General features: G+C 69.9%; 12 protein-coding genes. 1 reads left to right on the top strand and 11 read right to left on the bottom strand.

Translation table 11 applies throughout. The annotated features are described in order from the left end of the window. From ACFDTC_RS06445 to ACFDTC_RS06405, 9 genes are all read right to left on the bottom strand, one after another. Positions 1-1,045: DUF993 family protein (locus ACFDTC_RS06445; RefSeq protein WP_375258059.1), on the bottom strand; the 1,045-nt coding region annotated here is incomplete at its 3' end. Beyond that, the gene (locus tag ACFDTC_RS06440; protein WP_375258058.1) at positions 1,039-1,368 is read right to left on the bottom strand and encodes a Dabb family protein; all 330 of its coding nucleotides are present in this window, start codon (positions 1,366-1,368) and stop codon (positions 1,039-1,041) included. The genes ACFDTC_RS06440 and ACFDTC_RS06445, both read right to left, overlap by 7 nt. Continuing rightward, positions 1,365-2,957, bottom strand: coding sequence for a GMC family oxidoreductase (locus ACFDTC_RS06435; RefSeq protein WP_375258057.1), 1,593 nt, complete (start codon positions 2,955-2,957; stop codon positions 1,365-1,367). The genes ACFDTC_RS06440 and ACFDTC_RS06435 overlap by 4 nt, the downstream gene beginning before the upstream one ends. A gap of 7 nt (positions 2,958-2,964) precedes the next feature. Next, positions 2,965-3,714: a 3-ketoacyl-ACP reductase gene (locus tag ACFDTC_RS06430; RefSeq protein ID WP_375258056.1), complete on the bottom strand. Its 750-nt coding sequence runs from the start codon at positions 3,712-3,714 to the stop codon at positions 2,965-2,967. Further along, on the bottom strand, positions 3,711-5,198 hold the full coding sequence (locus ACFDTC_RS06425; protein ID WP_375258055.1) for a GMC oxidoreductase: 1,488 nt from the start codon (positions 5,196-5,198) through the stop codon (positions 3,711-3,713). Before ACFDTC_RS06425 ends, ACFDTC_RS06430 begins: the two co-directional genes overlap by 4 nt. A 4-nt stretch (positions 5,199-5,202) precedes the next feature. Next, positions 5,203-6,312 carry an ABC transporter ATP-binding protein gene (locus ACFDTC_RS06420; protein ID WP_375258054.1) on the bottom strand — a complete coding sequence of 370 codons (1,110 nt, stop codon included), beginning with the start codon at positions 6,310-6,312 and terminating at the stop codon, positions 5,203-5,205. A gap of 4 nt (positions 6,313-6,316) precedes the next feature. Beyond that, positions 6,317-7,246, bottom strand: coding sequence for a carbohydrate ABC transporter permease (locus ACFDTC_RS06415; RefSeq protein ID WP_375258053.1), 930 nt, complete (start codon positions 7,244-7,246; stop codon positions 6,317-6,319). Continuing rightward, positions 7,246-8,154 (bottom strand): carbohydrate ABC transporter permease, encoded by a 909-nt coding sequence (locus ACFDTC_RS06410; protein WP_375258052.1) that lies wholly within the window; start codon positions 8,152-8,154, stop codon positions 7,246-7,248. The genes ACFDTC_RS06415 and ACFDTC_RS06410 overlap by 1 nt, the downstream gene beginning before the upstream one ends. Before the next feature lie 152 nt (positions 8,155-8,306). After that, positions 8,307-9,557 (bottom strand): ABC transporter substrate-binding protein, encoded by a 1,251-nt coding sequence (locus tag ACFDTC_RS06405; RefSeq protein WP_375258051.1) that lies wholly within the window; start codon positions 9,555-9,557, stop codon positions 8,307-8,309. A 251-nt stretch (positions 9,558-9,808) separates the two neighbouring features. Here ACFDTC_RS06405 and ACFDTC_RS06400 point away from each other — a divergent pair, with 251 nt between their 5' ends. After that, positions 9,809-10,855, top strand: coding sequence for a LacI family transcriptional regulator (locus ACFDTC_RS06400; protein WP_375258050.1), 1,047 nt, complete (start codon positions 9,809-9,811; stop codon positions 10,853-10,855). Here the strand turns inward: ACFDTC_RS06400 and ACFDTC_RS06395 are convergent. Continuing rightward, the gene (locus ACFDTC_RS06395) at positions 10,842-11,609 is read right to left on the bottom strand and encodes an enoyl-CoA hydratase/isomerase family protein (protein ID WP_375258049.1); all 768 of its coding nucleotides are present in this window, start codon (positions 11,607-11,609) and stop codon (positions 10,842-10,844) included. The genes ACFDTC_RS06400 and ACFDTC_RS06395 overlap by 14 nt on opposite strands. Next, a partial coding sequence (locus ACFDTC_RS06390; protein ID WP_375258048.1) for an acyl CoA:acetate/3-ketoacid CoA transferase occupies positions 11,606-13,179 on the bottom strand: 1,574 nt, incomplete at its 5' end. The genes ACFDTC_RS06395 and ACFDTC_RS06390, both read right to left, overlap by 4 nt.

Here is a 13,179-nt window from a genome sequence, read left to right as displayed (position 1 = left end):
GGGCCGATTGCAGCCCCGCGGGCATCACGAAGTGATCCTGCGCGCCGTTCAGCCAGGCAAGGAACGCGATCCCCGCCTTGTAGTAGCGCGTGGGCGTGCGAAACAGCTCGCGCGACAGCGGTACGGTGGGGCCCAGCAGCGCGTGGTAGGTCTGAAGGTCGCCCGCCGCCAGCGCTTCGAGCGCCTGCGCCGCCGCGGGCGCGATGGCCGCGAAGGCGCCCAGCAGGGCATGGGAATGGTGCGTGCCGTCTCCCTCGATCAGCGGGGCGTAGTTGAAGTCGTCGCCGGTATAGAGCCGCACGCCGTCGGGCAGCCGGGCGCGGAAGGCTTCCTCGTGCGCCTGGTCGAGAAGCGAGATCTTGATTCCGTCGACCTTGGGCGCATGCTCGCGGATCAGCCCCAGCACCAGGTCCGAGGCCGCGTCGACGTCGCGCGCGCCCCAGTAGCCCGCCAGCGCGGGGTCGAACATGTCGCCCAGCCAGTGCAGGATCACCGGATCCTTCGCCTGCGCCAGCAGCCGGCCGTAGAGCCGCGCGTAATCGTCCGGGCCGGCGCCCATCGCGGGCAGGGCGCGCGTGGCCATGACGATGACCTGTCCGCCCGCGGCCTCGATCGCCTCCATCTGGTGCATGTAGGCGGCGGCGATGGAGTCGAGATCGCGCAGCGTGTCGGGCGCCACGTGGTCGGTGCCCGCGCCGCAGGCCACGCGCGGGCGCAGCGGGTGCGCCTTTGCCTCGGCCATCGTGCGGCGGATCAGCTCGGCCGCGGTGTCCCAGTCCACGCCCATGCCGCGCTGCGCGGTGTCCATCGCCTCGGCAAGGCCCAGCCCCTGGTCCCACAGCCTGACGCGGAAGCGCAGCGTGGCGTCCCAGTCGACCGCCGGCTTCCCGCCCCAGGGATCACGCTCGGCCAGCGGGTCCGACACGACGTGCGCGGCGGCGAAGGCCGTGCGGGTGAAGGGCCGGCCGGGCGCACGCGGCACCAGCGGGTCGCCCTGCGATGCGTAAGGTTCCAGCCGGCCGTCAAGGGTGGGAAGAGTCAGCATCGCGGAGCCTCGTCGTTCATGGGCAGGTCGAAGGCCAGCAGGCCGTCGACGCCGCCGTCGGTCGCCGCGACCAGTCGCGCGCCGGCGCGGACGTGGTCGGGATGATCCAGGTAGGCGTCGCGTGCGGCGCGGTCGGTGAAATCCACGACGAAGCCGTGGTCGTAGCCGCGGCCGAACCCCTCGGGGCTGTCGTTGCGCCCGGCGGCAAAGCTCAGGATGCCCGGCACGCTGTCCTTCAGTGCGCGCAGGTCGCGCCAGATCGCCTCGATCTCGACGGCCTCGGTCTGCGGTGCGAAGCGCACCAGCACGATATGGCGGATCATCGGCGCATCCCCGTGTCGGCCTTAATCATGTCGGCGGCCTTCTCGCCGATCATGATCGCGGCGGCGTTGGTGTTGGACGAAATCACGTCGGGCATGATCGCGTTGTCGACCACGCGCAGCCGTTCGATGCCGTTCAGCCGCAGGCGCGGGTCGACCACGGCGCCGTCGTCCACGCCCATCCGGCAGGTGCCCGCGCAATGGTGCGAGGTCTTGGAATGTTCACAGACATAGTCGAAATACGCGGCGTCGCTGCGCACCTCGGGGCCGGGCAGGCGCTCGGCCCGGATGAAGGGGTTCAGCGGCGCCTGGGCGAGGATCTCCTGCGTCAGCTTCAGCCCGCGGATCGACATCTCGCGGTCGCGCGGGTCGGACAGGTAGTTCGGGTCGATCAGCGGCGCCGCGCGCGGGTCGTCCGATGCCAGCCGCACCGTCCCGCGGGACCGTGGCCGCAGGTAGCAGGAGTTGAGCGTGATGCCCCCCTGCGGCATCGCCATGACGCCGCTTTCTATGCCCGTGCCGAGGCCCAGATGCAGCTGCAGGTCGGGCGTCTCGGCATCCGGATCGGCGAACCAGAAGCCGCCGGTCTCGAACAGGCTGGACGCCACGGGACCGCTGCGGTTCCACAGGTAGCGCAGCGCGGCCAGCGCCGACAGGTGCGGGCGCGCGAAGCGGTCGTAGCTGTGCGGGCCGGTCAACTCGCAGATCGCGTAGAGGTCGAGGTGGTCCTGCAGGTTCGCGCCCACGCCGGGCGCGTTTAGCACCACGTCGATGCCGTGTTCGCGCAGGTGATCCGCCGGCCCCACGCCCGACAGCATCAGCAGGCGCGGAGAACCGATGGCGCCCGAGGACAGGATGACCTCGGACGTCGCGTGCAGTGCCGTGCCGTCCATCATCTCGACGCCCATCGCACGCCCGTCGCGGATCGCCAGCCGCCGCACCTGCGCGCCGGTGCGCACGGTCAGGTTGGCGCGGCCGCGGTTGGGCGCGAGATACGCCATGGCGGCCGAGGATCGTCGCGCGTCGCGCTGGGTCAGCTGGTAGAAGCACGCGCCTTCCTGCGTCGCGCCGTTGATGTCGGGGTTGCGCGGGATGCCCAGCGCGGCGGCGGCCTCGAAATACGCCCCGCAGATCGGCAGCGGCGCGCGCGGCTGTGACACGCCCAGCGGGCCGCCCCTGCCGTGGTACTCGTTGTCGTAGGTGTCGTTGTCCTCGGCCTTGCGGAAATAGGGCAGCACGTCGTCGTAGCCCCAGCCGGTGCAGCCCTTCTGGCGCCACGTGTCGTAGTCGCGCGGGTTGCCGCGGGTGTAGATCTGCGCGTTGATGGCGCTGCCGCCGCCGATGACCTTGGCCTGCGTGTAGTTGAACACGCGGCCCTTCATGTGGCGCTGCGGCACGGTCTTCCAGCCCCAGCTGCCCATGCCCTTGGTCATCTTCGCGAAGCCCGCGGGCACGTGGTAGAACGGGTTGCGGTCGCGGCCCCCGGCCTCGAGCAGCAGGACCGATACGTCCGGGTCCTCGGACAGGCGCGCCGCGACGACGCAGCCCGCACTGCCGCCGCCGATCACGATGAAGTCGAACGCATCCGTCATGGCACCCTCAAAGCCTGTGTATAGAAAGCCCGCCGTCGACGGGGATGACCGCGCCGGTGGCGAGGTGCATCGCGCCGGTGGCCAGCGGCACCACGACCGCGCCGATGTCCGCGGGCTTGCCCCAGCGGCGGGCGGGTACCAGCCCACCCTCGATCCGCGCGGTATAGGCGTCGTGCACGGCGGCCGTCATGCCGGTCTCGACGATGCCGGGGCGCAGCTCGTAGACGCCGATGCCGTCGGCCGCCAGACGCGCGGCGAAGAGCTGCGCCATCATCGACGCGCCGGCCTTCGAGATGCAGTATTCGCCGCGCTCGACCGACACCATCGTCGCGCTGACCGAGGTCACGAACAGGATCGAGCGGTAGGGCGCGTCGGGCAGGGCGACCATCCGCTTCGCCGCCTGCTGCGCCAGGAAGAACGCGCCGCGCAGGTTGACCTCGTGGCAGCGGTCGAAGCTTTCGGGGCTCATCTCCAGCAGGTCGCCCCGCGCCATCGCCGGCACGCCCGCGTTCGACACCAGCGTGGTGACGGCGCCCACCGCATCCTCGACACGGTCCAGCAGGGCGCCCGGGTCGTCGCTGCGCAGGTCGTGGCGGAGGTAGGTGGCACCCAGCTCGTCCACGGCCGCGCGCACCTCGGCATAGTCCTCGGGCGCCTCCGAGGCCAGCGCCAGCGCGAACCCCTCGGCGTGCAGCGCCCGCGCTATGCCGAGGCCAATGCCGCGGTGTCCGCCGGTGATCAGCGCGGTGCCGGTCATGCCGCCAGCTCCCGCCCGATCGTGTCCGCGGCGCGCAGCGACAGCGCGGCGATGGTCAGTGCCGGGTTCACCGCGGCCGAGGTCGGCAGGACGCTCGCGTCGGTGACGAACAGGTTTGGGTGATCCCAGCTTCGGCCGTCGGGGTCGACGACCGAGCGCGCGGGATCGTCGCCCATCCGCGTCGTGCCGCACTGGTGCGACGGCACGCGCCCGTCGAACAGCCGCGACCGCACCAGCGGGAAGCCCGCCCGCCGCAACGCGCCTTTCATCGCCGCCACCAGCCCGCGATGCGCGGCCATGTTCGATCGCCGCCAGTGCAGCCGCACCCGGTCGCCGTCCAGCGTGACGCGGCTGTCGGGGTCGGGCAGGTCCTCGGACATCAGGTAGAAGTCGAGCGCGTGGCGCGACATCCAGCCCGCGACGGGGCGGGGCAGGGACGGGACCTGGATCTTCAGGATCTCGGGCGTCACGCGGCCCAGCAGCTGCACGTTGCCAAGCGGCCGGTCGTCCGGCCCGCCCGACAGGTACCAGTCGTTGAGGCCGAAGGTCTTCTGGTAGACCGCGTCGTTGCGGAACCGCGGATCGACCGCGATCATCGCGCTGGCGTTGTGGTTCATGAAGCACCGCCCCACCTGGTCCGAGGCGTTGGCCAGCCCCGAGCGCAGCAGCAGCGCGGCGCTCTGTACCGCGCCACATGCCACGGCGACGATGCGGGGGCGCAGCACGTGGGTCTCGCCCGCTTGGTCGTACTCGACATGCGCGATGGTGCGGTTGTCGGCGCCCACGCGCAGCCCGGTCACGCGCGCGCCGGTCTGCAGCGTCACGTTGGGGTGGCGAAGCGCCTCGGCCACGCCGCAGGTCTCGGCGTCCATCTTGCCGCAGCGGGTGTCGGGATAGCCGTCCCAGCCGGTCGCCCCCTTGGCCAGCCATGCGTCCAGATCGACGCCCAGCGGCAGCGCGTAGGGGCGCAGCCCGGCGCGTTCCAGCCGCGCGCGGGCGCGCACCATGGCGGGCTCGTCCGGAACGGGCGGGTGTGGGTAGGGGCCGTGCGGCGGCTCGGTCGGGTCGCTGCCCGCGTCGCCGCGCACCTGGTACAGCGTCTCGGCCCGGTCGTAATACGGCGCCAGCGTCTCGTAGCCAAAGGGCCAGGCGGGTGAGACGCCTTCGAGATGCGTCATCTCGGCGAAATCCGCGGCCCGGTAGCGCGCCAGCACCGCGCCGTAGAGCTTCGAGTTGCCGCCGACGTTGTAGTAGTTGCCGGGGCTGAACGCGTGGCCTTCGCCGTCGAGCCACGTCTCGGGCGACTTGAACGCGCTGTCGCCGTAGACGCGCCAGGGATCGCGCGTCGGGGCGTCGTCGGGAATCTGCTGCCCGCGTTCCAGGATGACGATCCGCGCGCCCGTGGGCGCAAGGCCCGCCGCCAGGGTGGCGCCGCCCATCCCGCTGCCGATGATGACGATGTCGGGCGTGTCCTCGGCGCTCATCGTGTCACGCGACGCGCGCCTCGGTCTTCGGGTCGAAGACGACCACCTTTTCCATGTTGATCGCGAAGGGGAACCGGTCGCCGGCCGAAACCTGCACGTCGGCGCGGAAGCGGCCGGTGATGTCGCAGCCGCCCATGTGGGTCACCACGTAGGTGTCGGACCCGGCGGGTTCGGTCAGCTCCACAGGCGCCTCGACCACGTGCACCGCGTTCGAGTTCCGGTCGGCCCCGTCTCGGTCGGTGATTGCTTCGGGCCGGATGCCGAGGATGATGTCGCGCCCCTCGTGGCCGGTCATAGCCTCGCCCGCGAAGGGCAGCAGCGCGGTCTGCCCGTCCTTCAGCGTCACCTCGGCCGCCGGCGCGCCGTTGGCCTGCGCGACTTTCGCCGGGAACAGGTTCATCGAGGGCGAGCCCATGAAGCCCGCGACGAACATGTTGGCGGGGTTGTCGTAGATCTCCTTCGGCGTGCCCAGCTGCTGGACGTGGCCGCCGTACATGACCGCGATCCGGGTCGACAGCGTCAACGCCTCGATCTGGTCGTGGGTGACGTAGACGATCGTGGTGCCCAGCTTCTGGTGCAGCTTCTTGATCTCGGTGCGCATGTCGACGCGCAGCTTGGCGTCGAGGTTCGACAGCGGCTCGTCGAACAGGAACACGTCCGGGTCGCGGGTCAGCGCGCGGCCCATCGCGACTCGCTGGCGTTGGCCGCCCGACAGCTGGCCGGGCTTGCGGTCCAGCAGCTGCGTGATCTGCAGCAGGTCGGCCACGGCGTCGATCTTCTTCTCGCGCTCGGGCTTGGGGATGCCGTGCATCTCCATCCCGAACGAGATGTTCCCGCGCACCGTCATGTTGGGGTAGAGCGCGTAGCTCTGGAACACCATGGCGATGTTGCGGTCGGCGGGCTTCACCCCCAGCATCGAGCGGCCCTTGATCGCGATGTCGCCGCTGGTCACGTCCTCGAGCCCGGCGATCATGTTCAGCAGCGTGGACTTGCCGCAGCCCGAAGGGCCGACCAGCACCAGGAACTCGCCCTCTTCGACCGAGATGTTCGTCTCGTGCAGCACCTTCACGGCGCCGTAGGACTTGGTGGCCTGCTTGATGTCGAGAAAACCCATCGTCTTATCCTTTCACGCTGCCGGCCATCAGCCCGCGGACGAAGAAGCGCCCGGCGACGATGTAGACCAGCAGGGTCGGCGCGGCGGCCATCAGCGCGCCGGCGAAATGCACGTTGTATTCCTTCACGCCCGTGGACGAGCTGACGAGGTTGTTCAGCGCCACGGTCATCGGCTGGCTGTCGAAGTCGGCGAAGCTTGCCCCGAACAGGAAGTCGTTCCAGATGTTGGTAAACTGCCAGATGACGCAGACCACCGCGATCGGGCCCGACGACGGCAGCATGATGCGCAGGAAGATCGTGAAGAAGCCCGCCCCGTCGATCTGCGCCGCGCGCACCAGTTCCGTCGGGAAGGCGGCGTAGTAGTTGCGGAAGTACAGCGTCGAGAACCCGATGCCGTAGACCAGGTGCACGAAGATCAGCCCCGGCACGGTGCCCGACAGCCCCATCAGCCCCAGCATCCGCGCCATCGGGATCAGCACCATCTGGAACGGGATGAAGCAGCCGAACAGCAGCAGCCCGAAGATCAGCGTGGCGCCGCGGAAGTGCCATTTCGTCAGGACGTAGCCGTTGAGCGCGCCCAGCACGGTCGAGATCGCGACCGCCGGGATCACCATCACCAGGCTGTTGATGAAGTAGGGCCGCAGGCCCGTCGCCTCGACGCCGACCTGCGCGGTCGACCAGGCCGATCCCCAGGGCGCGAAGGTCCAGTCGCCCGGCAGCGCCATCATCCCGCCGCTGGTGATCTCGGACAGCGGTTTGAACGAGTTCACCAGCATCACGTAGAGCGGCAGCAGGTAGTAGACGCAGAACAGCGCCAGCAGCGCGTACAGGATCACCCGCGGCAGGTGCGCCGACAGGCCCGGACCCTTGGCGCGCGGTTCGGTCGGATCGCCGGTCTCGGCGGTGACGACGCGAGAGGTGGGAGCGGTGGCCATCACTTCTTCTCCCGCAGCTCGGACCAGAGGTATGGCACGATGATCGCCGCGATCGTCATCAGCATGATCACGGCCGAGGCCGCGCCGATGCCCATCTGGTTCCGGGTGAAGGTGTAGGAATACATGAACGTCGCCGGCACCTCGGTCGCGTTGCCGGGGCCGCCGCCGGTCAGCGCGATCACGAGGTCGTAGGACTTGATCGCCATGTGCGCCAGCACCACGAAGGCCGACATGAAGGCGGGCCGAAGCTGCGGGATTACGATCCGGCGATAGAGCGCCAGCGTCGAGGCACCGTCGATCTGCGCCGCCTTCAGGATCTCTCCGTCGATGCCGCGCAGGCCGGCGAGGAACATCGCCATGACGAAGCCGGATGTCTGCCAGACGGCTGCGATGACGATCGTGTAGATCGCCATGTCGCTGTCCTTGATCCAGCCGAAGCGAAAGCTTTCCCAGCCCCAGCCGCGCAACACCGCCTCGAGCCCGATGCCGGGGTCGAGGAACCACTTCCACGCGACGCCCGTAACGATGAAACTCAGCGCCATAGGGTAGAGGTAGACCGTGCGGATGAACCCCTCGGCGCGGATCTTCTGGTCGAGCAGGATCGCCAGCAGCAGGCCCAGCGTGCAGCAGATCGCGATGTAGAGCGTGCCGAAGATCACCAGGTTGACGACGGCGGTGTCCCAGGCGCGGATGCGGAACAGGAATTCGTAGTTCTGCCAGCCGACCAGGTTATAGCTGGGCAGGACGCGGCTGTCGCTGAACGACAGGTACAGGGTGAACGCGATGAAGCCGTAGACGAAGATCGCGACCATCGCGACCGACGGGCTGAGCACCAGCTTGGGCAGGACGTCGCGGAACCGGTCGCCGATGGGGCGCGACCTAGGCTCGGTCCGGGAGATGTCAGTCATGATCTTCCCCGCGTTCAGGAATGGAAAGGGCCCGGGCGGCCGGGCCGGCGGGTAGGGGCCCGGTAGCCGGGCCGGCGGGTGCCGTGGGAGGAAAGACCCGGCCGCGACGCGCGCGACCGGGGGAAGGGGCGGGCGAACCTGCCCCAAGCGGCTTACATCGCGTTGATCTCGACCGCCGTCTGCAGTTCCTGAACGGCGGTCTCGCTGTCGTACTCGCCGTTGAAATGCGCGGTGATCACGTCGTACATCGCGTTCTTCACGGCCGCCGGGTTGGCATGGCCATGCGCCATCGAGCCGAAGAGGTTGCCGCTTTCCGCAGCCGCCTTGTACTCCTCGTAGCCCTGCTGTCCGCAGGCATCCAGTTCCGACGCGTCGAGATCGGTGCGCGCGGGGACCGAGCCCTTGACCTTGTTGAAGGCGATCTGGAACTCGGGGCTCAGGATCGCCTTGGCCAGCGCCGCCTGCTCGTCGCTGACGCCGTCACCCTGGCTGAACATGGCGAACTGGTCGCTGTTGAACAGCACCTGATCCTGCGAGCCGGGGAAGCGGAAGCACAGGAAGTCCTCGCCCGGCGTCTGGCCGGCGTTGAGGAACTCGCCCTTGGCCCAGTCGCCCATCATCTGGAACGCGGCCTCGTCGTTGATGACCATGGCACTCGCCAGGTTCCAGTCGCGACCCGAGAAGTTGTCGTCGACGAAGCCGCGCAGCGTGGCCATGCGGTCGAAGACCTGCTTCATCGTATCCGACCCCAGCGCCTCCATGTCGAGATCGATCATGGTCTTCTGGTAGAACTCGGGGCCGCCGGTGGCCATCAGCACGGCGTCGAACAGCGTGGCGTCCTGCCAGGCCTGGCCGCCATGCGCCAGCGCGACGTAGCCCGCCTCCTGCGCTGCCTCGAGGGCCGCGACGAAGTCTTCCCAGGTCTGCGGCTGCTCCAGCCCCAGCTCTTCCATGATCGAGGCGTCGGCCCAGACCCAGTTGGTCGAGTGCACGTTCACCGGCGCGGCGACCCACTGGTCCTCGTAGGTCGAGAAGCGCTGCAGCGCCTCGGGGATAACCTCGCCCCAGTTCTGCTCTTCGGCGATGGGGTTGAGGTTCGCCAACGCGCCTTCCTGCGCCCAGTCGAGGATGTCGAAGCCCAGCATCTGCACGGCCGTGGGGGCGTTGCCGCTGGTGACGCGCGCGCGTAGCACGGTCATCGCCTGGGTGCCGCCGCCACCCGCGACCGGCATGTCCTGCCAGCCGATGTCCTGGCCCGCCAGGTCGTCCTTCAGCACGTTGAGCGCCGCGGCCTCGCCGCCGGCGGTCCACCAGTGCAGGACCTCGACGTCCTGCGCATGTGCGGCGCCCGCGACCAGCGCCGCGGCGGCCACGGTCGCCTTGCATGTCGTCGTCATTTTCATCGTCATTCCTCCCGACCGATACGTCCTGTTTTTCGGACTGCCAATATTGAAACGTTACAACCACGGGCGCTGTCAACCGGAATCCTCGGGCAGGCAGGCATGTGCCGAACAAGCCAAGCGCTTGGCTGAAAATGCGAAAATGCTGCGCCGCAGCGATGGGCGCGCGGGTGACCTGCAGCGTTGTAACGATGCAAAAGCGCGGTATAGTGCCCCGATCCGACATCCCGTCGGACCCCGAACCAGAGGCAAGGATGGCCGCGCAGAAGCTCGAGTCCCACGGCAGGAAACGCAAGGGCAAGCCGACCCTGCGCACGGTCGCCGAGGCGACCGGATTCGCCGTCACGACCGTGTCGCGCGCGCTGGCCGGGGACGAGCGCATCGCCCGGTCCACCCGCGACACCGTGGCCGAGGCCGCGCGCCGGCTGGGCTACGTGCCCGACCGTGCGGCGCGGCGCCTGCGCACCGGGCGCACGCAGGTCGTCTCGCTTCTGCTCGACACGCGGCACGAATTCCTCGGCTTCACGCACGAGATGCTGTCGGGCATCACCGACGGGCTGAAGGGCACCGGCTTCGCCGTTTCGGTCGTGCCCGAATCGCTGGGCGAGGATCGCGTCGACACCGTGCGCTCGATCCTGCACAACCGGCTGTCCGACGGCGTCCTGATGACCCGGACCGAACCCTTCGACCCCCGCATCCGCCTGCTGCTGGAAGAGGGCTTTCCCTTCGTCAGCCACGGCCGAACCGAGTTTTCCACGCCCCATCCGTGGGTCGATTTCGACAACGAGACCTTTGCCCGCGCGGCGGTGCGCCGGCTGGTGGCGCGCGGCCGGCGCCGCGTCGCCATCATCCTGCCCGAGGCGCGCTACACCTTCGCGCAGCACTTGCGCTACGGCCTCGTTTCGGCCGCGGCGGAAACCGGCGTCGCGCACGAGATCTTCGCCGACATCTCGCTCGATACGCCGCCCGACGAGATCGCCGCGCATCTCTGCGCCCGGATGAATCGGCCCGACGCGCCCGACGGCTATGTCTGCGTGGGCGAGGCGACGGCGCTGGCGACGCTGGGGGCGCTGGCGGATTGCGGGCAGGTGCCCGGCCGCGACGTCGACGTGATCGCCAAGCGCGCCTCGCCGATCTTCGATTCGGTCCGCCCGCGGATCGAGGCCGCGCACGAGGACCTGCGCGCCACCGGCCGCGTCATGGCGCAGATGCTGCTCAAGCACATGGACGGCGCGCCCGCCGAGGCGCTGAACCACCTGTTCGTTCCCGGACAGGCGTTTCTGGACCCTACCGGCCACTGAACTCCGCCGGGCGCTTGTCGGTGAAGGCGGCGACCCCCTCGGCGCGATCCTCGGTCCCGCCGGCGGCTGCCGACCCCAGCGCCTCGATCGCCGCGGCGCGGTCCTCGTCCGCGGCGGCGTGGATCATCGTCTTGGCGATCTCGACCGCACGGGGCGACAGGCCGGCTGCCTTCTCGGCCATGGCGAAGGCGGCGGCGCCCGCGTCGTCGGCGATCTCGGCCGCGAAGCCCAGGGCCAGCGCGCGCTCGGCCGGGATGCGGCGTCCGAACAGAGCCATTTCCTTCACCGCCGGCTCGCCCATCAGGCGCAGCAGCCGCTGCGTGCCCGACCAGCCCGGCACGATTCCCAGCCCCGCCTCGGGCAGGGCCAGCGTCGTGCGCGGACCCAGGACGCGCGCGTCGCAGGCCGCCGCCAGTTCCAGCCCGCCGCCGAAGGCATGCGCGTGGAGCGCCGCCACCGTGGGGCGCGCCAGCCGCGCCAGCCGGTCGAAGGCCCGGTGCCCCGCGCGCACCCAGTGCCGGGCGAAGTCGCGCGGCGTGTGGTCGCCCCATTCGGCGATGTCCGCCCCCGCGCAGAACGCCCGCGCGGGTGCTGCGCTCAGCACCACAGCGCGCACCGCATCATCGCGCTCGATCGCATCGCAATGCGCGACCAGCGCGTCCAGCATCGCCATGCTCAGCGCGTTGAGCTTGTCGGGATTGTCCAGCCGCAGCTCGGCCACCGCGCCGTGGCGGATCAGGTGCACCGCGCTCACAGGTCCAGCCCCATCGCGGCCTCGGCCAGCAGCGCCTTGCACATGGGCCGCGCGTTGTCGGCCACGCGCACGCGCCCGCCGCTCGCCTCGACGATGTCGCGGCGCGGATCGATGCCGGGCATGACCTCGAACGCTTCGAGCCCGCCTTCCGTCGCGCGCATCACGCAGCGCTCGGTGACGTAGAGCACGTCCTGCCCCGTCTCGCGCGCCCGGGTCCCCGAGAACGTCACGTGCTCGACCGCCTCGACGATCTTGGTGAACCGCCCCTGCCGCGTGACGCGCAACCCGTGCGGGCTCAGCTCGAACTCGGCGCCCGCCTCGAACAGCCCCGAGAAGACGATCTTCTTCGCATGGGCGGTGATGTCGACGAAGCCGCCGCAGCCGGCGGTCAGGTAGGGCTTCTTGCCCAGCTTCGAGACGTTCACGTTGCCCGCCACGTCGATCTCGAGGAACGACAGGAACGACAGGTCGAACCCGCCGCCCTGGAAGTAGGTGAATTGCTGCGGCGAGGGCATGTAGGCCTCGGCGTTCGACGCGCAGCCGAAGGCGAAGTCCAGCAGCGGCATGCCGCCCGTGGCGCCCTGTTCGATCGCCCAGGTGACCGCCTGCGGCTGTCCGGCCTCGAGCAGGATGCGCGGGACCAGCGCCGAGATGCCGAAGCCCAGGTTGGCGGTCTGCCCCTGCCGCAGCTCCATCGCGGCGCGGCGGGCGACGATCTTCTCGATCCCGTAGGGCGCAGGCGTGAAGCTGTCCCAGGGGCGCGCGATCTCGCCCGAAATCGCGGGGTCGTACAGCGTCTCGGTCGTCTGCATCTGGTCCGGCGCCTCGACGACCAGATCGACCAGTTGCCCCGGCACGCGCACGTCATGCGCCCGCAGGCTGCCCGCCGCCGTCACCCGCTTGACCTGCGCGATCACCAGCCCGCCGTGGTTGCGCACGGCGATGGCCTGTTCCAGCCCGCCCAGATAGGCGCCCTCGTGCTCGTAGGTCAGGTTGCCGCGCGTGTCGGCGGTGGTGGCGCGGATGATCGCGACGTCGGGCACGATGTTCGGGAAATGCAGCCAGGTCTGCCCGCCCAGCTCCTGCCGGTGCACGATGGGGCGCGCGGCGGCCGCGTCGTTCATCGCGCAACCCTGGCGCATCGGGTCGACGAAGGTGTCGAGGCCCACTTGCGTCAGCACACCGGGCCGGCGCGCGGCCACGTCGCGGTGCATGTCGAACAGGATGCCCGACGGCACATTGTACGCCGCGACGCGGTTCTCGGTCAGCATCTTCCAGATCTCGGGCATCGGCAGCGTGGACGGCCCCGACGGGTAGGACCCGCCGAGGATCGTGGACAGCAGCCCGTCCTTGGCGATGTGGTCGATGCCCTTGATGCCGTACATGTCGCCCGCCGCGATCGGGTGCAGCGTGGTCAGGCCGCGCGGATGCCCCTCGGCGTCGAACCGGGCACCGAGCGCCTTCAGCACCGCGTCCGGACAGCCGAGCCCCGACGAGGACGACACCGTGACCACGGCGCCGTCCTTGATCCGCGCCACCGCGTCGGCGGCCGAGACGATCTTGCCCATTC

Origin of the sequence: Citreimonas sp., assembly GCF_042096055.1 — a bacterium.
Lineage (GTDB): Bacteria > Pseudomonadota > Alphaproteobacteria > Rhodobacterales > Rhodobacteraceae > Citreimonas.
This window is presented reverse-complemented; position numbering and strand designations above follow the sequence as displayed.

Excerpts from the sequence above, each read along its gene's own strand:
- ACFDTC_RS06440 (WP_375258058.1), bottom strand. The coding sequence starts at position 1,368 with ATGATCCGCCATATCGTGCTGGTGCGCTTCGCACCGCAGACCGAGGCC.
- ACFDTC_RS06435 (WP_375258057.1), bottom strand. The coding sequence starts at position 2,957 with ATGACGGATGCGTTCGACTTCATCGTGATCGGCGGCGGCAGTGCGGGC.
- ACFDTC_RS06430 (WP_375258056.1), bottom strand. The coding sequence starts at position 3,714 with ATGACCGGCACCGCGCTGATCACCGGCGGACACCGCGGCATTGGCCTC.
- ACFDTC_RS06425 (WP_375258055.1), bottom strand. The coding sequence starts at position 5,198 with ATGAGCGCCGAGGACACGCCCGACATCGTCATCATCGGCAGCGGGATG.
- ACFDTC_RS06420 (WP_375258054.1), bottom strand. The coding sequence starts at position 6,312 with ATGGGTTTTCTCGACATCAAGCAGGCCACCAAGTCCTACGGCGCCGTG.
- ACFDTC_RS06415 (WP_375258053.1), bottom strand. The coding sequence starts at position 7,246 with ATGGCCACCGCTCCCACCTCTCGCGTCGTCACCGCCGAGACCGGCGAT.
- ACFDTC_RS06410 (WP_375258052.1), bottom strand. The coding sequence starts at position 8,154 with ATGACTGACATCTCCCGGACCGAGCCTAGGTCGCGCCCCATCGGCGAC.
- ACFDTC_RS06405 (WP_375258051.1), bottom strand. The coding sequence starts at position 9,557 with ATGAAAATGACGACGACATGCAAGGCGACCGTGGCCGCCGCGGCGCTG.
- ACFDTC_RS06400 (WP_375258050.1), top strand. The coding sequence starts at position 9,809 with ATGGCCGCGCAGAAGCTCGAGTCCCACGGCAGGAAACGCAAGGGCAAG.